Below are 23,321 nucleotides of genomic sequence, written 5' to 3' on the forward strand. Positions count from 1 at the left end.
AAATGGAGAGTTACAACTTTAAAGCTATTGAAAAAAAATGGCAGGATAAGTGGGAAGAAACAGGTGCATTCCACGCTGAAACAAACAGCAAAAAGCCTAAATTTTATACAATGATAGAGTTCCCGTATCCGTCAGGTGCGGGCTTGCACGTAGGTCACCCGAGAAGCTATACGGCACTTGATATTATTGCAAGAAAGCGTCGTATGGAGGGTTACAACGTACTTTATCCGATAGGCTGGGACGCATTCGGTCTTCCGACTGAAAACTTTGCTATTAAAAACAAGGTACACCCGAAAATCGTAACGGCAAAGAATATCGCTAACTTTACACGTCAGCTTAAAATGCTTGGTTTCTCATTCGACTGGTCAAGAGAAATCAACACAACCGATCCGAGCTATTATAAATGGACACAGTGGATATTCTTACAGCTTTTTAAGCACGGACTTGCATATAAGCAGGAAATGCCGATTAACTGGTGTACCGGCTGTAAAGTAGGACTTTCAAACGAAGAAGTTGTAAACGGTGTTTGCGAAAGATGCGGAAGTGAAGTTGTTCAAAAGAGAAAGAGCCAATGGATGCTTAAAATCACCGAGTACGCACAACGTCTTATCGATGACCTTGACGATGTAAATTATCTTGAAAAGATTAAAACACAGCAGAAAAACTGGATAGGCAGAAGTGAGGGCGCAGAGGTTAAGTTTAAACTTTCAACAGGCGATGAAATGATTGTTTACACAACGCGTGCAGATACACTTTTCGGTGCAACTTATACAGTTATGTCACCTGAACATCCGCTTATCGAAAAGATGAAAGATTCAATTACAAATTATGACGAAGTGCTTGCATATAAGACAGAGGCGGCAAAGAAGTCTGAATTTGAAAGAACAGAGCTTGCAAAGGAAAAGACAGGTGTTAAACTTGAGGGAATTTATGCGGTGAATCCTGCAAACGGTGCAAAACTTCCTGTATTTATTTCTGACTATGTACTTGTAACTTACGGTACAGGTGCAATTATGGCAGTTCCTGCACACGACAGCCGTGACTGGGATTTTGCAAAGAAATTTAATCTTCCTATTATTGAAGTTGTTTCAGGCGGTAAGAACGTACAAGAAGAGGCTTATACAGATGTATACAAGGGTAATATGGTAAATTCCGAGTTCCTAAACGGCTTGCCGGTAAAAGAGGCTATTCCTACAATGATTGAATGGCTTGAAAAGCAAGGTCTTGGAAAGAGAAAAGTAAACTTCAAACTTCGTGACTGGGTATTCTCACGTCAACGTTATTGGGGTGAACCTATTCCTCTTGTACATTGTGATAAGTGCGGTTGGGTGCCTATTCCTGAAAGTGAACTTCCTTTGGAACTTCCTGAAATTGAAACATTTGAACCGGGTGAAAACGGTGAATCACCGCTTGCAAAAGCATATGATTGGATTGAAACAACTTGTCCGTGCTGCGGCGGTAAGGCACAAAGAGAAACAGATACAATGCCGCAGTGGGCAGGCTCAAGCTGGTATTTCCTAAGATATATGGATCCGCATAATGATGAGGCACTTGCGTCAAAAGAGGCGTTGGAATATTGGTCACCTGTCGATTGGTATAACGGCGGTATGGAGCATACAACACTTCACCTTTTGTATTCACGTTTCTGGCATAAGTTCCTATATGATATAGGCGTAGTTCCTACAAAAGAACCGTATATGAAACGTACTTCACACGGTATGATTCTTGGTGAAAACAATGAAAAGATGTCTAAGTCAAGAGGTAATGTTGTAAATCCTGATGAAGTTGTAGAAGAATTCGGTGCGGACGCATTCAGAACATATGAAATGTTCATCGGTGCATTCGATCAGTCAACTCCGTGGTCACAGCAAGGTTTGAAAGGCTGTTATAAGTTCCTTGAAAGAGTATGGAACTTGCAGTCAATCGTAAATGACGAAGAAGGTTACAGTGCTGACCTTGAAAAGAATATAAATAAGGCTATAAAGAAAGTCGGCGAGGACTTCGAGAGAATGAAGTTCAATACGGCTATTGCAACTATGATGAGTCTTGTAAATGATTTTTCAAAGAAAGGCAGTGTAACAAAGGGCGAATATAAGACACTTATTACACTTCTAAACCCTGTTGCGCCTCATATGACTGAAGAATTGTGGCTGACTTACGGTAACGGCGAACTTCTTTCACTTCAGCCATGGCCGAAATATGACGAGGGCAAGACTGTTGATGATGAAATTGAAATCGTTGTACAGATTAATGGTAAAATTAAGGATAAACTTATGATTCCGGCAGGTCTTGATAAGGACGGCACACAAGAGGCTGCAATGAATACCGAAAAGATAAAAGGACTTATCGAGGGTAAGAACGTTGTCAAGGTGATTGCAGTACCGGGTAAACTTGTTAATATAGTTGTGAAATAACAGATAAAGCAGACTTCGAGAAATTAGTTCGGAGTTTGAGAAAATGAACTCGTTGGCGTACGTTTGTACGTTAGAGTTTATTTTCTCAAAAAGTGCACAGGCAAGCCGTATATCAATGATAGGCTTGCCTGTTATTTGTTATAATTGCAAATTAGTTTTTATAGTATAATATTTTGCACGTTCCGGACAATTTATCGACAGTCTGAAAGGGTGTTGCGGTGCAACACTCTCTTTTAAATTAAATCAGAGGTGATTAGATTAAATGGATAGTTTAATTTACAGTCTTAATGCGACACTTCCCGTATTCCTTGTTATAGTGGTCGGATACGTTCTGAAACAGATAGGAATTCTAAATGACGGATTTGTTAAGACGGCGAATAAGTTTAACTTTGTTGTGACGTTGCCGGTGCTGTTGTTCGTTGACTTGTCAACTACCGATATAATCGGCGATTTTGATATTACATATGTTTTGTATTGTGCATTGGTTACGACAGTGGCATTTTTCGGATTGTGGATTGCGGCAAAGTTTTTGATTAAAGATAAAAAGATAGTGGGTGAGTTTGTACAAGCCGGTTATCGTAGCAGTGCGGCGATATTGGGTGTTGCGTTTATTCAAAATATATACGGCGACAGCGGAATGGCGCCTGTTATGATTATCGGCTGTGTACCGCTTTTCAATATATTTGCGGTGCTTGTTTTGACTTTTGAAGGGGAAAAGGACGGCGACGGCAAAGGCAATATTATAAATTCACTTATTAATATTGTTAAAAATCCTATTATAATAGGTATTGTTTTGGGTGTTGCGGCGTCACTTTTGAAAATTGATTTTCCCGAAATAATCGATAAAACATTAGCGTCGCTTGCAAAAATGGCATCACCACTTGCACTTATAACAATCGGTGCGGGCTTTGAGGGACGAAAAGCGATAGCGAAAATTAAGCCGACAATAGCGGCAACTATGATTAAACTTGTTGTTCTGCCGGCGGTATTTTTGCCGATTGCGATAAAGCTCGGTTTCCGTGACCAAGCACTTGTTGCACTTATTATAATGCTTGGCTCACCGACAACTCCGTCAAGCTATATTATGGCAAAAAATATGGGGCACGAGGGCGTGCTTACATCAAGCGTGGTCGTTGCAACGACGCTTATGTCGTCATTGTGCCTTACATTTTGGATTTTTGTTGCGAGGTACTTCGGATATATAATATAAAGAGAACGGCAGGCGACAACTTGTCGCCTGCCCAAAAATCACATCTTACGATGTAATTTTTGAGTATTTTCAGAGAAAAAATCATAAAGTTCCTCCAAAGTCGAAACTTTAGATTTTAAGCCATTTCTGCCGCACAGGTCGCCAGAAATGATTTTCAATGAGGTTAGCACCTCAAACACCCTAAAATAAAGTAGACAAAATCATTATGGTTTTGTCTGCAATTTGAGATGGCTACATATTCGTAGCCATTTTTTTTATTAACAAAATATTCATAAATAAAATTCTTCCTTTAAGGTTTATTTAAGAAACTAAATGTATAATGAAATCAACATAAAGGAAAGGGGTAATAAAAATGAATATCGGATTAAAGAAAAAGATGATAAGTATAGCAGCAGTAGTTGCAATTACCGCAACAATCGGCAGCGGATGTGTTTTGGCAAAGAGCAATGATATTACGGTTACATATGACGGTGAAAAGATCAGCTTTGACGTTCAGCCTGAAATCGTAGATGACAGAGTAATGGTTCCTATGCGTACCATATTTGAAACATTCGGTGCAAAGGTTAAATGGGACAGCGACACACAGACGATAACCGCAAAGAAAAAGTCAAAGACTATACAAATGACTATCGGCAGCAGTGATATGATTAAGAATAACGAAACATATTCATTTGATGTTTCACCTATAATTGAGGACGGAAGAACACTTGTTCCGATTCGTGCAATAAGCGATATGCTCGGACTTGATGTTGAGTGGAACGAAAAGAACAACACAGTTACAATAACCACTCCGCAAGATGATGAGGACGAGTCTTGGAAAAACAACACAGGAACGGTTGATCTTGACAATGTTGAAGTTACAGGTGACGGTATAAGCGTATCGGATAACATTATAACAATTTCAAAGGGCGGTGACTTTGAAGTCACAGGCACACTTGATGACGGTCAAATTGTTATTGACACCGAAGAAAAAGTTAAACTTCGTTTGTCGGGTATGAGTCTTACAAATAAAAACGGTTCGGCTGTATATGTAAAGAATGCCGAAAAGGCTTATATCACTTTGACGGACAATACCGAAAATACTTTGACGGACGGAGAAAATTATACAAGCGGTGATGAAAATGAAAAAGGCTGTATAACATCAAGAGATAATCTTGAAATTAAGGGCAGTGGCTTACTTACCGTAAACGGAAATTATAATCACGGTATTTTCAGCAGTAACAGCATTGAAATCGGTAACGGAAATATTACTGTAAATGCAAAAAATGACGGTATTCATGCAAATGACACGCTTGCGATAAGCGGAGGTACTGTAAATGTTACTGCAGAGGGTGACGGACTTCAAGCGGAAGAAATACTTGATATATCGGACGGTGAAGTGAATGTTACGACAACAGGCGAGGTTAATGCAAGTACATCTAATGACTTCGGCGGTCGAGGTGAAATGAAAGATTTGTCACAAATGACAGATGATGAAATTCAATCAATGCGTGAACAAATGAATAATAATCAATTTACGCAAACAGAAGAAAGTGACGACAGTGACGATACTTCAAGCAAAGGTATAAAAGCGGATTGGATGCTTGATATATCGGGCGGTGAAGTTACAGTTAATTCAACAGACCATGCTATTCATTGTACGTCTGATATAAATATTACGGGCGGTACACTTAATTTATCGTCGGAGAGTAAAAAAGGTATATCATGTCATGGTGATGTAACGATTGATGACGGTGATATAACGATAACAAAATCAACCGAGGGTATTGAAAGTAAGGAGATTTTGACGATAAACGGCGGTAATATTGACATAACTGCAAGTGATGACGGATTTAATTCAGGCGGTACAGGTGCAAATCAAAACGGCGGTTTCGGCGGCGGTACTAATATGCAAGGCGGTCAGCAGGGCGGCAGAGGTCAAATTGGCAGACGAAACAGTAACGGACAGGGCGGTAATCAAATGACACCGCCTGAAATGCCAAGCGACCAAAACGGCGGACAAATGATACCTCCGGAAATGTCAAACGGACAGGACGGTAATCAAATGACACCGCCGGATATGTCAAGCGACCAGAACGGTAGTCAAATGACACCGCCGGATATGTCAAGCGACCAAAACGGCGGACAAATGACACCGCCGAATATGCAACAAGCCGAGGGTAATGAACAGGACAGTGAACATCATATCCAAATCAACGACGGTAATATTAAAATAGTTGCCGATGCAGACGGTATTGATTCAAACGGTTCATTGTTCATCAATGGCGGTACTGTTACGGTTGACGCACAGGCAACAGGTGCAGAAAGTGCTTTTGATACAGACGGTGCGTTTATAGTAAACGGCGGTACAATTATAGGTGTAAGCGGCAGCGGTATGGACGAAAGTCCAAACAGTTACTCTGCTCAAAACGTAATTTTGGCATACACAACTTCACAGATTTCCGCGGGTGATGAAGTTAAGATAACTGATTCAAACGGTAAGACAATCGCTGAGTATACAGCAGTTAAAGGAGGAAGTAAGATTGTGTACTCATCGGATAAACTTAAAACAGGTGAAACGTATACGGTTTACGCAAGCGGTGAAGAAGTCGGAAGTGCCGAAATTGAAAGCAGTATAACGAAGATAGGAACAAAGTCAAATTCTGGTTTCGGCGGCGGTCACAGACAAAAAACAGCGGATAATACAACTGACACAAGTGCAACAAATTAATAAATAAGGCAAGCCATATCGGCTTGCCTTAACGTGTTGAAATGTGAAAAAAGGACGTCGAATAACAGCCACTACTCCGACATTGCGTGCCACCTCTCCTCAAGGAGAGGCAAGTAAGTCTCCCATAGAGGGGAGCTGTCGACAGAGTCGACTGAGGGGTGGTGATAGGGGAACAGAAAAAGGGCGACCAATGATCGCCCCTCCGCAAAATAAAACATCATTCCACAAATTTAAAATTAATAACATCGAAAAGTCCCGAATCGGTAATACGAACTTCGGGGATTACAGGTAGCGGCAAAAATGCAAGTGACAAAAACGGATCGATTTTATCTGTTATATTAAGCACTTTTGCGGCACTGTAAAGGTTATCGTGTTCTCTTGTAACTTCATCGGCTGATTTTACGGACATAAGTCCCGCAATATCAAGAGTCATTGATGCGATAACTTTACCCTCTGAACAAACTGCAATACCGCCGCTTGTACCGAGAGTATTTACGGCAAGTGCCATATCGCTGTCGTTATCGCCGATAACGATTACATTATGGCTGTCGTGACCGATAGAAGTGGCGATAGCACCGTTTGTAATTCCGTAATTGGTTACAAATCCGATACCCTTTGTACCTAAATTATGATGACGTTCGATAACGCATACTTTAGAAAGGCTGTCGGAATACGATACAGTAACCTTTTTTGTGATAATACTTTCGGGTATAAGTTCGATAGCGTCAAATTTGTCTTTAACATCAGTCTTGAAGAAGTCGGCTGATATTTTCGGCAGATGAACGGTATTTGTAACTTTTGAATTGTCAACCGTTTCGCATTCAAACAATGCTTTACCGTTTTCACATACAAGTTTGCCGTTTTTGTAGACTTGTGATATTGAACTTAAATTCAAATCATCGGCAACAACAATATCGGCAATGTATGACGGAGCGATTGCCCCTTTATTCTTCATACCGTAGATTTCACAAGCGTTAAGCGTTGCCATAATGATTGCGTCAATATTGTTAAGACCGAGTGAAACGGCTTTTCTGATACAGTGGTCAATACTGCCGTCACGAATAATTTCGCCGACAAATCTGTCATCGGTACAAAACGCACAACGTCTTAACGTATAAGGTGTTACACCCTTGATAAGTTTTGCAACGTCAAGCGAAAGCGTACCCTCACGAAGAAGAATATACATACCTTTGCTTATCTTTTCGGTCATTTCTTCAACGACACTGCATTCGTGGTCGGTTTTTATACCGGCACTTGCATATGCGTCAAGCTCATGCCCCGAAAGCAAAGGTGCGTGACCGTCAATGATGTCAAGACACAACTTACCGAGTGTTTCATCATCACCTGAAACAATACCGGGATAATTCATCATTTCACCGATACCGAAGAATTTAGGTGCAAGTTTTTGAGTTGTTTTTGCGTCAAGATTAGCACCTGTATGTTCAAAAGGCGTTGCAGGTACACATGACGGCAACATAAGATTTACGTCAAGCGGAATATTTTTCGCAGACTTTAACATAAATTCAAGACCGTCCTCACCGCATACGTTTGTTATTTCGTGAGGATCGGCAATAACGGTTGTAATACCGTGAGGCATAACTGCCTTTGCATATTCGGACGGCTGCGTCATAGATGATTCAATATGAACGTGCGAATCGATAAAACCCGGCATAATATATTTGCCGGAAACGTCTTGTTCGTTTTCACCGCTGTATGAACCGACACCGCAGATAATACCGTCTTTTATAATAACATCGGCTTTAATAACTCTGCCCGAAAAAACATCGACAACGTTTCCTCCTTTAAGTATTAAATCAGGTGCGATACGTTCCATAGCCGTATCAATATATGTTTTTTTCACTTAATATCACCTCGTACAATTATGATATAGTTATTATATACTAAAAGTTAATAATATTCAAATGAAATGTGAATAAAGTGTAAATTCATATTGTATCAAAAGTGTAAATATTGACTTTGAATAATCGTGGTGATAAAATAGCTGAGTAAATTAACAAAATTTAATATTACGGTGTGTGGGGGGATACACGGTGAAAGAAGAAATGTTTCTTCAATGTTGGGAAATCGTAAGTAGGATAAAGCTGTGGTTTCTTTCAAAGTATCCTTTTGAGGGAATGTCAAGGGGCGATTATATGATGTTGAATTTACTTACTCAGTCCGCAAATGACGGAAAAATGATGACGGTCACTATGATGAGTGACATTTTAAAAGTCAGCAAGGCGGTTATTTCTCAAAGCATAAAGGCTTTGAAGAAAAAAAACTGGGTTAAAAGTATATCGGATACAACCGATAAGCGTAAGAGTTATATAGTTCTTACTGACGAGGGCAGAAAAGCATATGATAATCAAAGGAAAGTTATAATCAGAAACTTACAGGAATGTTTTAGAGATGTAGATGAAGCAGACCTTAAAATGTTTTGCGATAAATTAAATAAAGTCGCAGAGCAGATAAGTTAAAAATATAAAGGTGCAGGAGGCAAGAAATATGGGAGATTTTACTTCTGAAAAGGAGCAAAAGCTTTTGGAAAGCGAAGCAGAAGTATCTAACACAGAAGATACAAATGCAGACGAACTCACTTTTGAAGAAACATCTGGATTTTCAGATGATGATGACGACAGTGAGGAAGAAGAAAAGAAACCGAAAAAGAAATTCATTGGATATGACAAGCAAAACAAGAAGTTCTTTATCGGTAAGTTTAAGATAGGAAAGAAATTACTTATAATTATTCTTGTAATAGCAATACTTGCAGGCATATGTTCGGGACTTATTATAAAGTCCAAAAACAACAGTGCCGTAAAAGTTATGTATACCGATTCTCCGGTTGAACGCCGAACAATCACTAATACAATCACAGGTTCATCATCTATCAAACCGAATGATTCGTATAACGTAACGACAATCAAGTCGGGCGATATAACAAGTGATACATTCAAAGAGGGTGACGTTGTTAAGAAAGGTGATAAGCTTTATCAATTTGAGGACAGCGACGCTCAAAATTCTTTGAGTACGGCAAAAAATGCACTTGCAAAAGCACAACAGGCATATGTTGACGCAGTAAAGCAAAAGGCACAGACTGTTTCTTCAAACAATATCGGTACAAAGTCTGCACAAAATGCAGTGACAAAGGCATTAAATTCGCTTAACGATACTAAAAACAATCAATACATACAGTCAAATTCAGCAGGTAAAGTTAAAGAATTATCCGTAAAAGAAGGTGACCATATCAATGCCGGTGCAGCGGTTGCAACATTGTATGATGATTCTTATATGAAACTGAGAATACCGTTTAATGAAGTTGATGCCGAAAGTATTCAGACAGGCGCAGCCGCAACAGTATCTGTTATAGGTTCGGGCGATACGATTTACGGAACTGTTAAAGAAAAATCATCGTCAGCCGTTTCAACAGACGCACACGCTAAAGTTGTGTATGTAACGGTTGAAGTCACAAATCCCGGCGCACTTACAACAAATGATTACGGCAGTGCGGAAATAAACGGAGTTGCTTGTGCAAATACGGCACAGTTTGAATATGTAAGCGAGGGAACAATCACATCAACAGCATCAGGCACCCTTGAAAATCTTAACATTGCGGTAGGAGATTCTGTTTACAGCGGTCAAAAAGTCGGATATGTTAAGTATGATAATCAAAACTCGACAATGAGCAATGCACAGCTTTCATATAATGATGCGGTTTTGGCACTTGAAAAGCAAGTATTGCAAAATGATACTTTCTCACAGGATTCAAGCATAAAGAACGCACAGCTTGCACTTGACGATGCCGAACTTGGTATAGAAAAAGCACAGGACGCAGTTGACGATTATGTTGTAGAAGCTCCGATTGAGGGTACAGTCGTTAAGAAAAACTCAAAAGCAGGCGATACGATAGATTCTTCAAATGCAACAGATCCGCTTTGTGTAATTTATGATTTGTCAAGCGTTAAATTCTCTATTGACGTTGACGAAACGGAAATAGCACTTGTTAAGACAGGTCAAAAAGCTACTGTAACGGCAGACGCGGTAGAGGGTGAATTTGAAGGTGTGGTTACAAAAGTTCCTGTAGACGGTGTAAACGAAAACGGTGTAACAACATACACTATCGAAATTCAAATAGAAAATTACGGCGATTTGTTGCCGGGTATGAATGTTGACGCCGAAATTGTTGTTGAAGAGGCTGACAATGTAATTGCTGTACCTGTAAACAGTGTAAACAGAGGCAATATTGTATTTGTAAAGGACGACGGAACAACTCACGAAAATGATGTTACGGATATTATAAAGGGTAATAAAGATAAATCGGGTAAAACGGACGATAAGAAGAAAGCCGATGATAAGGATGATAAGCCACAGTCAAGCGGTATGCCGGTTGTAAGCGGCGATACACCGAACGGTGATAAATCGGATGAAATTTCGGTGACTAAAGAAAGTGTACCTACTAATATAGATGTACCTGACGGTTACCGTGCAATTCAGGTTGAAACAGGAATTAACGATACAGACTATATCGAAATCAAGTCAGGTTTAACAGAAAAAGACCAGGTAAGAACGCTTGACACAGAATCGTCAAGTGCGAATGCGTCATTCGGTGTTCAAAATGCTCAAGAAATGTATGTAGTTCCTAATGGCAATATGGGCGGAATGCCCGGCGGAGGAATGTCAGGCGGCGGAATGTCAGGCGGCGGAATGTCCGGTGGTGGCGGAATGCCAGGCGGCGGAGGAATGTCCGGCGGCGGCGGAATGCCGGGCGGAAGATAAAGCGGAGGTGAAGTAAAATGCCTCCATTGGTAGAAATGAAAGATGTTTATAAGATTTATCATATGGGTGATACGGAAGTTCACGCACTTGACGGAATATCTCTTACTATAAACAAAGGCGAATTTGTTGCTATAGTAGGTCAGTCGGGTAGTGGTAAATCTACTTGTATGAATATTATAGGTTGCCTTGACGTGGCAACAAAGGGTGTTTACAGATTAAACGGACGAGAAATTAATAATTACAGTCAAGATGAATTGGCTGATGTAAGAAATAAAATGCTTGGATTTATATTTCAGCAATATAACTTACTGCCGAAATTAACAGTATTGGAAAACGTTGAACTGCCGCTTTTGTATGCGGGACTTAGCGACGCGGAACAAGAGAAAAGAGCACTTGCTTCACTTGACAGAGTAGGACTTAAATCAAAAGCGAAAAACCACCCGACACAGCTTTCGGGTGGTCAGCAACAGAGAGTGTCAATAGCAAGAGCTTTAGCAGGCGATCCGTCGGTAATACTTGCCGATGAGCCGACAGGTGCACTTGACTCGCGTACAGGTCGTGAAGTAATGCTGTTTTTGCAGAAACTTAATGCGGAGGGTAATACGATTATTCTTATCACTCACGATAACTCGATAGCGGCAAAAGCAAAACGTATCATTCGTATAACAGACGGACGTATCGTTTATGACGGTCCGGCAGAGGGTGACGTAACAGTAATGAACCAGCACGGTGCCGGCGAAGATGCTCCCGAAGATGAAAGAGCAAAGGGGGCGACTTGATTATGAGTATTTGGAAATGTTTTCAAATGGCAATGTCAAGTATTGTCGGCAACAAAATGCGTTCAATACTTACAATGCTCGGTATTATAATCGGTATTACGGCGGTTATTGCGCTTGTAAGTCTTATGTCGGGAATGACATCGGAAATAACGGAAACATTTGAAGAAATGGGTATTGAATCAATCAATGTTTCAATTCAAGACCGTTCCGCGACAAAGGAAGTAAAGCCTGAAGAAATGGAACAGCTTGCGGAAGAACATTCCGATATTATTGCAGGTCAGTCACCGACAGTTTCAATGCCTGCATTTATAAAAAACGGCAGTGATACAATTTCAACACAGGCAACAGGTGTAAACGAATACTATCTCGGAATGAAAAAGTATAATATTACATACGGACGTGAGCTTACATATGTTGACGTTGAGAGAAAGCAGAAAGTCTGCGTTATCGGTACTTATATAGCAAAAGAAGTTTTCGGCGGTGACGCACTCGGTAAGTCTATTCAAATAACGGGTACGCCGTATGAAGTTGTCGGAATACTTGAAGAACAGGACGACTCGACAGAAAATTCTTCGGATAACTGTGTGTATATACCGTACACTTTGGCGTCATACACAAACCGTACATCAACCGTAAGCAGCTATGTTGTCTATGCGGTTGACCAGGAAAAGGTAGAAGAGGCGGTTTTGCTTTTAGAAGCACTTTGTGATAAAGATATAGGCGACAGTGATTACTATACTGTAACGTCAATGAAGTCTATGGCAGACAGTGTAACCGATATTCTTGATAAAATGGAACTTATGCTTATCGCAATCGCGGCTATATCGCTTGTTGTTGCCGGTATCGGTATTATGAATATTATGCTTGTGTCGGTTACGGAACGTACAAGGGAAATAGGTATCAGAAAATCGCTTGGTGCAAAGCAGAAAGATATACTTTCTCAATTCGTTATTGAGGCGGGTATGCTTAGTTGTTTGGGCGGTGTAATCGGTATTATTGTAGGCTCGCTCTTGGCAATACTGGCAGGTAAACTTTTGGGGATGGATATATTACCGACCTCGACATCTATTGTAGTGTCGTTTACGGTTTCGGCGATGATAGGTGTGTTCTTCGGCTATATGCCTGCTAAAAAAGCTGCCAAATTAAATCCGATAGATGCGTTACGTTATGATTAATCGTCCGGATTAAATTGCCCACAGCACATTTTTTTGCTCGGGCTGGTCACAGACCAAAGGTCTGTTGCTCGCCTATGCAACCGAGGGCAGTACAAACGTACGGCACCGCTCACTGCAAAAACGCACTGTGAACAATTTTCTCTCGGACTGAGATTTTCTTGATTTTATAGTATGTACGATAATATTGCACGGAAAGGAAGTAAGTTATGAAGAAAATAATTTCTTTTGTTTTGGCGGCGGCTATGTCATTATCGACTTTGCCTGTATTGGCAGACTGGAATAATGACGAAGATATTATGTCGCTTTTGTCGGAACTTAATATAATGGTCGGCGATGATGACGGCAATTTAAGACTGGATGACAATGTATCAAGAGCGGAATTTGCAAAAATTGCAGTAGCGTCATCAAGCTACAAAGATACAGTAGCAACAGGTTTAAAAGTATCACCTTTTAAAGATGTTACATATACTCACTGGTCAGCACCTTACATAAAGGCCGCTGTATCAGCCGGAATTGCGGAGGGGTATGTTGATTCAACATTCAGACCTGACAATACGGTATCATATGAAGAGGCACTTACAATGGTATTAAAGGTGCTTGGATACACAACACAGGACTTCGGCGATTCATGGCCTTACGGTCAAATGGGGCTTGCAAACAGTCTTGAAATTACAAAGAACGTAAATGCCGAGCAAGGCGAGGCACTTACAAGACGTCAGGTTGCAAGACTTATTTACAATACACTTGACACAAAAATCAAAGATAATCAAAGCAAACTTATAACTTCAGTGTTTGACAGTAAAGTTATTGAGGGTGTTACGATTATTGCGTCACACAACGAGGACAGCTCACTTGGTATTGACAAAATCTATACAACAGCCGGAACATTTGAATTTGACGGTAATTTCAACAGCGATTATGTCGGCAGAAAAGGCGATATTGTCGTAAAGAACGATGAAGATTTTGTGTCATTTACACCGCGTGACCAGCAAGTTGAAGAATACACCGTTTCAAACGTAATCGGTTCCGATATAATTCTTGACGGCGATATGTATAACATCAATTCAAACACAACTACATATTACAAGTCACAGGCACTTACATACGAAAATGCCGCAATGCAAGCCGAAAAAGGCGATACATTCAAGCTGTTTAAAAATTCAAACGGTTCTGTTGACTATGCAATGCTTGTTGCAAAAGACAGCGAAACAGGTACGGACAGCTTTGATAAATATGTAATCTATTCACTTCTTTCAGACGCTGTTATATGTTATAAAAACGGCAGTTTTGAACAGATTGATATAACAGACGGCACAACTTGTTACAAAGATAAGAATAAGAGTACATACGGTGCTGTAAAGAATGAAATGGCTATGGGCGACATTCTTTATGTCAAGATGGACGGAAGTAATGTTGATTACGTAAGCTATGAAAAGGGTAATATGGAAGGACCGGTCAAGGTTACAAATTCAAATTGGATCGCGAATTTCGATACAAACGGTTCGACAACAGTAATGAGAAGCGGTAATAAGGTTGACGCGTCAGAAATTCAGCTTAACGATATTATTTACTATTGTAAAGATTTGAATATGGTGCTTGCTTATACGGATAAGGTTACAGGCGTGTACGAAAAGGCGTCACCGACAAAGGATTCGCCGACAAGCGTTACAATTTCGGGTAAAGAGTATTCTGTTGAAAGCGTAGACGCATTTAATGCACTTTCATCAAGCGGAACATTTAAGTATGGTGATACCGTAACACTTCTTCTTGGCAGAAACGGCGAAGTAGCTGGAGTTGTCGGCGGAAGTGACAGTACATCTTCACACACAACAGTAGGATTTGTTACGGAAACAGGCAAAAAAGATTTCACAAACCCTGATAATACGGTATATTCAAGTTACTATGCAAAGGTTGTTACACCTGACGGAACAGTAAATGAATATGCGACTTCATCAGATTGCAGTTCGCTTAAATGTGCTGTAGTAAATGTATCATTTACAAACGGTAAAGCAAGTCTTTCAAGAGCAAAGGGGTATGACAGCGTAAGCGGTAAGTTTAATTCCGAAAAGAATAAATTTGGCGATTATACCCTTGCAGACGATGTGAAGATTCTTGACACTGCCGGAACTGCAAGCGACGACTTAGCAATGTACACAAGAATTTATCCGCAGCGTCTTGACGGTGTTACGATAAAATCTTCAAGCGTATTGTATTATTCAAAGAATAAAGCCGGTGAGATTGACGAGCTTATATTGAAAGATATAACGGGTGACGCTTATAAGTACGGTGTAATCACTGCTGTTGATTCGACAACTCATACATATACTATTGATATAGACGGTACGCAAAACACATATGCGACTGCATTCTCAACAAATGTAAAAGGTCCGCACAGATTCAGTATGAATCAGACAGGTATTGAAAGTATGCGTCAGCTTTCATCGTATCCAAGCAATATAACTTCGCTTACACGTACAGAGGCGAAAATCAATAATCAAACATATTTGCTTAGTGATAAGGTGATTGTATATCATAAGACAGATGTTAATAAATATCTGAAGATAACACTTGATGATGCTATAAACGGAAATTATAAGCTTACTGCTTATTACGATAAGGCACAGACATTGGGTGGCAGAATTCGTATAATAATAGCTCAATAAGATGAAAAACAAGCGATGAAAATCGCTTGTTTTTTTGCGTAATATTAAAATTTTATAAATTTGACGGCAGATATATTGACATATTAAATGTCAGTGATTATAATAATAGGTAAAGAAGGCTATGTGTAAATTAAAAAAGGCGGTAGAATAAATGAATTCAGTTTTGTATTGTTTGCATAATTTGTCACAAAAATCGCATTTAAGACGTATGGAAAAGTTTACTCAGCACGGTGACACTTCGTGCCTTTTGCATACGATTGCGGTTGCGTATTACAGTATTAAAATTGCCGAGTTTTTCGGTATAAAGTACAAAAAGCGTGACCTTATAAGAGGAGCATTGCTGCACGATTATTTCTTATATGATTGGCATGACGGCGAAAAGGAGAGAAGAATACACGGTTTTACTCATCCTATGACGGCTCTTAGAAATGCTGACAGAGATTTTGATTTGACCGATACAGAACGCGATATTATAAAAAAGCATATGTTCCCGCTTACTGTAATTCCGCCGACTTGCCGAGAAGGATGGATAGTATGTTTGGCGGATAAATACTGTTCTCTTTATGAAACATTTAAAAAAGAAGCGTACAGAAAGATAAATACAAAGATTATGGGGGACTATGCTGAATTGTATAAGGAGATACAAATGATTTAAACAAGGGGGGGTAAATGATGAGTTTTTGCCAATATTTCTTGTGCTTTGCGATATTTAGCTTTATTGGCTGGGCTTATGAAACGGTATATTACAGCATACAACAAAGAAAATTTGTAAACAGCGGCTTTTTAAGCACTTGCTTTTGCCCTATATACGGTATGGGAGCAATGCTTGATTTGATATTGCTTGGATGGATTGAAAATCCTTTGATACTGTTTTTTGCGGGAATGGTGGTTACCTGCTCGCTTGAATATTTTGTATCGTGGCTTTTGGAAACGCTGTTTCATAAAAGATGGTGGGATTATACAGGTTGGCCCGGTAATATAAACGGACGTGTTTGCCTTATAGGTGGAATTGCGTTTGGTACATTTACCGTTGCACTTATTAAGCTTATTGCACCGGTGACGATTGATATGATTGACAGCGTGAGTTTGCCGGCGTTACATATTATGACGTGCGTAATTGCATTTGTGATGATTGCGGATACGGTTAAGACGGTTAAGTGTATGGATTCGTCAAAACTTTGGTATGTGGAAAAACAGGCCGAATTTATGGACGAGCTGCGTAACGGCAGATGTGTGGGATTGGTTAAAAAAATAAAAGATACATTTAGAAGATAAACGGAGCATTTTTGCTCCGTTTTTGTGTGCAAAAAAGAACCTTTGGCGCGGGCAGATGGTGATATTTCACCGTCAAAGTCCGTATATGCCTCCGGTTCTGTTAATAACAGTATCATATAAAAATAGGAATGTCAAGAATATTAAGTAGGTAAAATAAAACAGATAAGATACCGACAGGAAAAAAGTTCCCCGAAAGTGAGTCAAGGCTCGATAGTATCTTTATCTGTTAATAACATTATATGTGAAAGTAGGCCGATTGTCAAGCGGTTGTTTAGCAGTGACACAAATAAGATACGGCTAAAGTAACTGCTCAAATTAATGATGCATCAAAAAGAAGATGTAGATTATTGAGAAGCGACTGCTACAAACAGTGTAACCACGCCTGACACGTCCAAAACGTCCCAACCACTACATCTTCTATCGGCAGTATATCAAATATTGTATTGATTGTCAACAGTGGATGTAGGGGCGATATATTGGACTATTTCGTTACCGTTTTTGAGTCAGTGATTGGAACAAGATTGTTTAGAGAATTCCACCACATAACTTTTACGGTATGAGTTGCAGAAAGTAGGGGAACACTTATATTTTCTTGTGGTGAATTGATAGTACAACGTAATAATCTGCCGTCCGAATGAAATTCAGAAATTAAGATAATTCCGCCTGAAGTGCTGTTTGTGAGTTTAACAGATATATTGTTGCCTTCAATGGTGCAGTTAATATCATGTGTAGGACACGTTGTAGCAGTTGGGCTTGTTGCAGGAGTTATTGTCGGATTTGTAGTCGCAGTCGGACGTGGTGTAGGTTTTGGGGTAGAAGTCGGAATTAGTGTCGGACTCGCTGTCGGAGTTGCAGTAGGCGTTGCTGTCGGAGTTATTGTCGGGGTCGGATGTGGAGTAGCTGTCGGACTCGTGGTCGGAGTTATTGTCGGAGTAGCTGTCGGACTCGTTGTATGAGTAGGACGTGGAGTCGCAGTAGGAGTGGGACTCGGAATAGGACTCGGACTCACGGTTGGAGTGGGATTTATAGTAGGAGTCGGAGTAGAAGTCGGAGTCAAAGTCGGAGTAGGGGTTGTTTCTGCAATTCCGCTAATTTCAAACTCTAATTTATCTGCTGACATATTTGTTACATAAACAAATATGTCGTTATCAATATAAAGTTCTTCGCCGTCACCGACTGCACAATCTGACATAGTTGAGTATTGACCGTTAGAAACGACCTGCATATTCCAGTTAGCGCCTGTAGTGTTTATATTTGAGGGAAAACGTACACCTGTGTTAGCAAGATAGCAAATCAGTCCACTCTTAAGAGTTACACCTTTTATCAAGTCACCGGTATTGCACGAATAGAGTTTCTTGTTTTTTGTATCATATTTGTTACCATTGTCATCGAATTGACGATATTCCAAATAAAGAGTTTTTCCGTTCGGCAAATCTCGTTTATATGCAACAACTTCATTTTGAGCTGAGGCAGGGTAGAGTGTGTATGTACCGTTTTTATCAATGGTTTTAATTTGATTATTGTCAAGCCAACCGAGCGATTCGCGTTCTTTAACGGAAATATACTGTCCGATAGGGGTTAGATGTTTTGCCATCAGTGACATATAATACACCGCACTTGTTTGGTTGGAGCGGTACAAGTCTTTCAAGCCAAGTGCGTGCATGGTTTCGTGACATATTTTACCTGTCGGTAAAATAGGCAGATTATCCTCACTGCGATAAAGCACAAGTCCGTTTACGTTTTCGTAGTTGCACGTTAGCTGTAAATATTCTCCGCTCTGATAAGTATTAACTCCTTCTTGTACTGAAATCATATTTGAATATGAGTGATAGTCCCAAAGAGGTGAATTCCAACCAACCGAAATATTTTGCGTTGTATTTTTGTAAATCACAGTAATTAAATCAATTTTTCCGTCACGGTTTCGGTCAAGATCGGCAAAATTGAATTGATTTTCTTCTATATCTTTTGGTTTGTTTCCATTCGTGATTGCGTTTGAAATTGTATTCGCCCAATCAGCCTGTAGTTCATACATTCTGGAATTTTCTTCTCCACTCTCGTAACCATAAGGGTTTTGGTCATCTTTTTCGGCATAATAACCGCGTGGCTTTGAAAGTGTGAGCGAATTGTTGTTGTCAAAAAGATAAAGCGTTTGCATATTCATTTTCCCGCCGCTTACTGTTTTGAAATAGTCAGCGACATTATATACACTTTTATTATATGTATTGTCTAAAATGTTGCGGACAGTTGTGTCGGCATAAGTGTTGTTGATAAATTCGTCCTCGTCAGAAAATTTCATAAATACAACAAGATTTGTGAAAGTTGGCGCGTTTGATTCGTCCGATAAAACCGCACCACAGGGGATAGTCCCGAAAATTAATATTAACGTGGTTATAATACATATTGCTGTTTTAAATAGTTTTGTTTTATTTTGCATTATTTTCTCCTAATAGTCAGAGGAATAATCTCAGCTGACAAAGTAATTTAGATATTGTTCAACGTCAACCGGTTATAGCGTCAACACAGTTATTAAAGTTTTTCTTTAATAGCTATATTTTTGCAGTTAGTAGGGCATACCTTTCAAATTAAAGTTACATTTCTCTAATCAACAATTTAGGAACACCCATTATTCGGCAGTGCTTTAATTCTTCACCCGCAATTAATATTGGCGGAACATTCGGATTGACAGGAACTAACCTCAACCAATCTTCATCTTCTACAAACTCGATTTTTTTTAATGTTGATATTTCGTCATTGTATATCACTGCTCCGACATCACCACTATAATTAACGGTGCTTTGACGTAAGATTAATACTTTATCGCCGTCTTGATATTGAGGATACATACTGTCACCCTTAATGCACAGTACAAAGAAATCTTTCGGAATATGTCCTTTTAAATATGAATTAGGAATATCGACTTTATCTCCGTCCCATGATTCAATAGCGATATGATTATATCCTTTCGCTATGTCACCTATAACGGGGAATGTTGTGTAGTCCTCTGTTATATTCGGATTTGGAAATTTATCATCTGTATATATTTCCGTTTCGTGTTCGTCCAGTCCCATTAAGTAGCTTGGAGTTGTTTGAAGTGCATTGGCAAAAGCTATGATTTTTGATTGAGTTATATCATTTTTGCCCATTTCAATTTTATTTATAGTTGAACGGGATTTATAACCTAACTTAGTTGCAAGTTCTTCTTGTGACATTCCGAGTTTTTCTCTGCGTGCTTTTATTCTCTTATATAATTCCATAAAATATCACTTCCTGTCTAAACATTTATTGTCATTATTAATATATCATAATGTAGACTATTTGTCAACTTTGCTTTAGAATTATAAAAAAAGTTGATGAATAATCTACAAAATAAGGACATTCCTGTTAAGTAACAAAAACGAGGTGAAATTCACAGCAAGATAGAGAAAGATTGCGAAAGTGACGAAATGGGAACAATCGCAAGGAAAAATTGTTGTGAAACTCATTGACAAAGGATATATAAACAAAACTATATAGCATATTTGCATAAAAATGTAAAAAGAAACTTGACAGAGAAATTGAGAAAGGATATAATATTGAGGTAAGCCCGTATGCGATAGAAACATACCAAAAGCAAAAATACGATGAGGTTTACACAGAGTGTAGAGTATATGAAATATTAACTAACGAGTGAGGTGTAATGTATGAGAAGATTACCTACAGAAGAAGAAAAAAAACTTCGTGATATTTTCAAACCGTATATTAATGGTTATAATGAAAAGCAACCTTTAACTTCTGATGCACCGCCTGAAGCTGTTGAGGCTTTTGAAAAATGGAAAGAACTTAGTCTGCGGTTAGACAAAGAAGCAGAAGCTTTGTTTTTTTGAAACGGAAGTAATTGAAGATGAGAATTAAAGCACGTCTTTGGGCGTGCTTTTTTGATATCCAAAAGGAGAGTGGAACAAGTGAATATACGAGACTTACTGCCTTAGCACCTATGAAACGGTGCTTTTTCGACCGTGACACGGTAAAGAATGCGATATATGAAAAGTGGCTTGACGGAAGATTACTTATAATGAACGCAGGTTGTTTTGACGACTAAAAAAGGCTTTTGTTTTAGACGATAATGCAAAATCGTTTCTTGCGGAGCAAGGTTATGTAATACCGTATTTTACACAGAACGATTTACAAAGTGAAGATTTTGTAAGAAGTTTTATCTTTTATTATTACACAGAAGGTTATGGTGCGGATACGTCTGCTTAATATAAAAACGGATATTTTGAATGGTCCGAAAATTCCGTAAGAGATACTTATAAATTGCTTTTCGGTGCAGATATGCCCGAATATCACCCAACCGATAACGGCAGTGTTTTATATGAAAACGGTAATTATAAAATCAGTGTTTCAAATCGCGGAGACGGCAGATATGAATTTATAAGTGCCGAAAATGTCGGTGACGGAATGGACGTAGTATTTAAAAATACCGATTCAACAGGAACTGATTTCGGAAATGTCACGTTCCGCCTTGTTCCGACAGATAACGCAAACGGATATATAATAACTCAAAAGACAAATTAAAAATTTCAAATAAGGCTTAAAAAGTACATCGAAATTCGATGTACTTTTTTGTATGTCGAAAAGGAGGTTTATATGTGGTAATTGATAATGCAGTTCAATGGGCGACAGATAGTGCAAATGATGACAGTCACGGTTACAGTTAATCGGTGAGATGGAGACCGCATTATGATTGTTCTTCTTTTGTTATAACGGCATATCAAAATTCGGGAGTACCTGTTAAAGATAATGGCATGACATATACAAGAAAAATTAAAATCACTCATTCACGAAGTACAACACGCAATACAAGTGCGAGAGGGATTTGCAGTCGGTGAAAGTTCCGATAACGAAAACAGAAATCAAAGCGCAGGAGAAATTGAGGCTGACGATGTCAAGGCAAGACAAAGTATGAGCAAAGAAGAACGGCTTAATACATTCCCTGAAAGTTTGAAACCTAATCAAAATGCAGACGTTGTATTTTGGGAAAATAGCAAAAACAACGAATATGGTGATGTAAATATTGACGAAGATATGGGTATAAGATATAATGATGATATAGATATACCTTATCGCAAAAAAAACAACTTGATGAATATGTTATATCGGCAAACAACAGAGCAAATAAATTAAAAACATTAGATTACAAAGAAATCGGAAATAATTTTTATATATGGAGAAACAATAGCAAAACAGATTTTAAGGTCCTAATGCAGATTGAAATTGATAGTAATGAAGATTTTATTGATAATCTAAGGGAGGAATTATATAATGAAGAAACAAAAAAAATTGACACAAGCACAGAAGGATTTAATGCGTGGATTGAAGATATTCAGAGTGGACGAGGAGTGTATAATAGTAATAATGTTGATGACACAGAAAGCATTTCAAACAGAAATGATGATAGACTATATGATAAGTCACGAAAAAGCAACACAAGAAGAACTGCTATCCAAAGCAATGGAAATCAGCAAATTGAAGGGGAAATCTCATTAAAGGGCTTGAAGGATTTATAGAGGATAGTGGCGGTAAAGTTATTGGATATTATGCAATGACAACAGGGCAGGATATGTCCGAAAAAATGATTAATACAGACGAAACTTGGGAAAAGCTTAAACAATTCGGAATTGAAAAGATTAGAAATTTTGCAGAAAGCGAGGGAATAAGACGTGAAATATCAAGAAACGGACTTACAGAAAGAGAAACACGAGAACTCATCAGGCAGTACAAGAAGAAAATTGACAAAAGAAGAACTGACAGCTTTATGCCGAAGAGTGGAGAAACACACGCAGAAATTCGGAGAGTATATGAGAATGGTAGAAGAAACTCGGAAAAAGAAGGAACACGAGGAAAATTCTCATTAAAGAGCTTAAATAGCAGTAACCTTGATACAGTTGAAAATAATACTGATAATGTGCAGATTAAATCCGATAATTTTAAAAATTGGTTTGGAGATTGGGAAAATAACCCGAGTAAAGCAAGTAAAGTTGTAAATGAGGACGGCACCCCTAAAGTGGTGTATCATGGAACGGATAAGGGGGGGCTTTTATGTGTTTGACCCTAAAATGTCTGACGATAAAATTTCGTTGTTTTTTTCTGATAGCAAAGTGACATCAATCACATTTTATCACTTTTTATCACGTTGATTTTCTTCTCGCAAGCACTAAAAAACCGCATAAACACTTGATATTCAAGCATTTATACGGTTTATAAATTTTGGTGCAGATGAAGTGAACACGTTTTGACATACACAATTAAATATAAGTTTTATTAAAGGGAATAATAATAGATT

The 23,321-nt window shown here is 38.9% G+C and carries 19 protein-coding genes; 16 read left to right on the top strand and 3 right to left on the bottom strand.

Annotated elements, in window-relative coordinates:
* The first annotated feature begins 2 nt into the window (after nt 1-2).
* From leuS to LKE05_RS09870, 3 genes are all read left to right on the top strand, one after another.
* Nucleotides 3-2,414 (top strand): leucine--tRNA ligase, encoded by a 2,412-nt coding sequence (gene leuS, locus LKE05_RS09860; RefSeq protein WP_022230106.1) that lies wholly within the window; start codon nt 3-5, stop codon nt 2,412-2,414.
* A gap of 262 nt (nt 2,415-2,676) precedes the next feature.
* A complete protein-coding gene (locus LKE05_RS09865; protein WP_308456705.1) occupies nt 2,677-3,624 on the top strand; it encodes an AEC family transporter in 948 nt (315 codons plus the stop codon).
* 352 nt (nt 3,625-3,976) lie between these two features.
* On the top strand, nt 3,977-6,334 hold the full coding sequence (locus tag LKE05_RS09870; RefSeq protein ID WP_308456706.1) for a carbohydrate-binding domain-containing protein: 2,358 nt from the start codon (nt 3,977-3,979) through the stop codon (nt 6,332-6,334).
* A 217-nt stretch (nt 6,335-6,551) separates the two neighbouring features.
* On the opposite strand, the gene ade is transcribed toward LKE05_RS09870, so the two are convergent.
* Complete coding sequence (gene ade / locus LKE05_RS09875) at nt 6,552-8,195, bottom strand: adenine deaminase (RefSeq protein ID WP_308456707.1); 1,644 nt, start codon at nt 8,193-8,195, stop codon at nt 6,552-6,554.
* 190 nt (nt 8,196-8,385) lie between these two features.
* On the opposite strand from ade, the gene LKE05_RS09880 reads away from it, so the two are divergent.
* The 7 genes from LKE05_RS09880 (at nt 8,386) to LKE05_RS09910 (ending at nt 16,999) form a co-directional block, all read left to right on the top strand.
* Complete coding sequence (locus LKE05_RS09880) at nt 8,386-8,811, top strand: MarR family winged helix-turn-helix transcriptional regulator (protein WP_308456708.1); 426 nt, start codon at nt 8,386-8,388, stop codon at nt 8,809-8,811.
* 28 nt (nt 8,812-8,839) lie between these two features.
* Nucleotides 8,840-11,107 carry an efflux RND transporter periplasmic adaptor subunit gene (locus LKE05_RS09885; protein WP_308456709.1) on the top strand — a complete coding sequence of 756 codons (2,268 nt, stop codon included), beginning with the start codon at nt 8,840-8,842 and terminating at the stop codon, nt 11,105-11,107.
* Nucleotides 11,108-11,124: 17 nt separating this feature from the next.
* On the top strand, nt 11,125-11,886 hold the full coding sequence (locus LKE05_RS09890; RefSeq protein ID WP_117967474.1) for an ABC transporter ATP-binding protein: 762 nt from the start codon (nt 11,125-11,127) through the stop codon (nt 11,884-11,886).
* A 2-nt stretch (nt 11,887-11,888) separates the two neighbouring features.
* Nucleotides 11,889-13,061 carry an ABC transporter permease gene (locus LKE05_RS09895; RefSeq protein ID WP_147513714.1) on the top strand — a complete coding sequence of 391 codons (1,173 nt, stop codon included), beginning with the start codon at nt 11,889-11,891 and terminating at the stop codon, nt 13,059-13,061.
* A gap of 206 nt (nt 13,062-13,267) precedes the next feature.
* Complete coding sequence (locus tag LKE05_RS09900; RefSeq protein ID WP_308456710.1) at nt 13,268-15,724, top strand: S-layer homology domain-containing protein; 2,457 nt, start codon at nt 13,268-13,270, stop codon at nt 15,722-15,724.
* 151 nt (nt 15,725-15,875) lie between these two features.
* The gene (locus LKE05_RS09905) at nt 15,876-16,379 is read left to right on the top strand and encodes an HD domain-containing protein (protein ID WP_147513712.1); all 504 of its coding nucleotides are present in this window, start codon (nt 15,876-15,878) and stop codon (nt 16,377-16,379) included.
* A gap of 14 nt (nt 16,380-16,393) precedes the next feature.
* On the top strand, nt 16,394-16,999 hold the full coding sequence (locus LKE05_RS09910; protein WP_308456711.1) for a putative ABC transporter permease: 606 nt from the start codon (nt 16,394-16,396) through the stop codon (nt 16,997-16,999).
* Between the two features lie 481 nt (nt 17,000-17,480).
* Here the strand turns inward: LKE05_RS09910 and LKE05_RS09915 are convergent, their stop codons facing one another.
* Nucleotides 17,481-19,433: a metallopeptidase domain-containing protein gene (locus LKE05_RS09915; protein WP_308456712.1), complete on the bottom strand. Its 1,953-nt coding sequence runs from the start codon at nt 19,431-19,433 to the stop codon at nt 17,481-17,483.
* Between the two features lie 154 nt (nt 19,434-19,587).
* Nucleotides 19,588-20,253, bottom strand: a complete 666-nt coding sequence (locus LKE05_RS09920) for a LexA family protein (RefSeq protein ID WP_308456713.1) — start codon at nt 20,251-20,253, stop codon at nt 19,588-19,590.
* Nucleotides 20,254-20,679: 426 nt separating this feature from the next.
* Between LKE05_RS09920 and LKE05_RS09925 the strand changes: the two genes are divergently transcribed.
* From LKE05_RS09925 to LKE05_RS09950, 6 genes are all read left to right on the top strand, one after another.
* Nucleotides 20,680-20,862 carry a hypothetical protein gene (locus LKE05_RS09925; protein WP_308456714.1) on the top strand — a complete coding sequence of 61 codons (183 nt, stop codon included), beginning with the start codon at nt 20,680-20,682 and terminating at the stop codon, nt 20,860-20,862.
* A 17-nt stretch (nt 20,863-20,879) separates the two neighbouring features.
* Nucleotides 20,880-21,077 carry a hypothetical protein gene (locus LKE05_RS09930; RefSeq protein ID WP_308456715.1) on the top strand — a complete coding sequence of 66 codons (198 nt, stop codon included), beginning with the start codon at nt 20,880-20,882 and terminating at the stop codon, nt 21,075-21,077.
* A gap of 215 nt (nt 21,078-21,292) precedes the next feature.
* Nucleotides 21,293-21,553: a hypothetical protein gene (locus LKE05_RS09935; protein WP_117967464.1), complete on the top strand. Its 261-nt coding sequence runs from the start codon at nt 21,293-21,295 to the stop codon at nt 21,551-21,553.
* A gap of 288 nt (nt 21,554-21,841) precedes the next feature.
* On the top strand, nt 21,842-22,162 hold the full coding sequence (locus LKE05_RS09940) for a hypothetical protein (RefSeq protein WP_308456717.1): 321 nt from the start codon (nt 21,842-21,844) through the stop codon (nt 22,160-22,162).
* Between the two features lie 138 nt (nt 22,163-22,300).
* Nucleotides 22,301-22,525, top strand: coding sequence for a hypothetical protein (locus LKE05_RS09945; protein WP_308456718.1), 225 nt, complete (start codon nt 22,301-22,303; stop codon nt 22,523-22,525).
* A gap of 55 nt (nt 22,526-22,580) precedes the next feature.
* Nucleotides 22,581-23,087: a hypothetical protein gene (locus LKE05_RS09950; RefSeq protein ID WP_308456719.1), complete on the top strand. Its 507-nt coding sequence runs from the start codon at nt 22,581-22,583 to the stop codon at nt 23,085-23,087.
* The last annotated feature ends 234 nt before the right edge of the window (nt 23,088-23,321 follow it).

Origin of the sequence: Hominilimicola fabiformis, from assembly GCF_020687385.1 — a bacterium.
Lineage (GTDB): Bacteria > Bacillota > Clostridia > UBA1381 > UBA1381 > Hominilimicola > Hominilimicola fabiformis.

Excerpts from the sequence above, each read along its gene's own strand:
- leuS (WP_022230106.1), top strand. The coding sequence starts at position 3 with ATGGAGAGTTACAACTTTAAAGCTATTGAAAAAAAATGGCAGGATAAG.
- LKE05_RS09865 (WP_308456705.1), top strand. The coding sequence starts at position 2,677 with ATGGATAGTTTAATTTACAGTCTTAATGCGACACTTCCCGTATTCCTT.
- LKE05_RS09870 (WP_308456706.1), top strand. The coding sequence starts at position 3,977 with ATGAATATCGGATTAAAGAAAAAGATGATAAGTATAGCAGCAGTAGTT.
- LKE05_RS09885 (WP_308456709.1), top strand. The coding sequence starts at position 8,840 with ATGGGAGATTTTACTTCTGAAAAGGAGCAAAAGCTTTTGGAAAGCGAA.
- LKE05_RS09890 (WP_117967474.1), top strand. The coding sequence starts at position 11,125 with ATGCCTCCATTGGTAGAAATGAAAGATGTTTATAAGATTTATCATATG.
- LKE05_RS09895 (WP_147513714.1), top strand. The coding sequence starts at position 11,889 with ATGAGTATTTGGAAATGTTTTCAAATGGCAATGTCAAGTATTGTCGGC.
- LKE05_RS09900 (WP_308456710.1), top strand. The coding sequence starts at position 13,268 with ATGAAGAAAATAATTTCTTTTGTTTTGGCGGCGGCTATGTCATTATCG.
- LKE05_RS09905 (WP_147513712.1), top strand. The coding sequence starts at position 15,876 with ATGAATTCAGTTTTGTATTGTTTGCATAATTTGTCACAAAAATCGCAT.
- LKE05_RS09910 (WP_308456711.1), top strand. The coding sequence starts at position 16,394 with ATGATGAGTTTTTGCCAATATTTCTTGTGCTTTGCGATATTTAGCTTT.
- LKE05_RS09915 (WP_308456712.1), bottom strand. The coding sequence starts at position 19,433 with ATGCAAAATAAAACAAAACTATTTAAAACAGCAATATGTATTATAACC.
- LKE05_RS09920 (WP_308456713.1), bottom strand. The coding sequence starts at position 20,253 with ATGGAATTATATAAGAGAATAAAAGCACGCAGAGAAAAACTCGGAATG.
- LKE05_RS09925 (WP_308456714.1), top strand. The coding sequence starts at position 20,680 with ATGAGAAGATTACCTACAGAAGAAGAAAAAAAACTTCGTGATATTTTC.
- LKE05_RS09930 (WP_308456715.1), top strand. The coding sequence starts at position 20,880 with ATGAGAATTAAAGCACGTCTTTGGGCGTGCTTTTTTGATATCCAAAAG.
- LKE05_RS09945 (WP_308456718.1), top strand. The coding sequence starts at position 22,301 with ATGAAGAAACAAAAAAAATTGACACAAGCACAGAAGGATTTAATGCGT.
- LKE05_RS09950 (WP_308456719.1), top strand. The coding sequence starts at position 22,581 with ATGACAACAGGGCAGGATATGTCCGAAAAAATGATTAATACAGACGAA.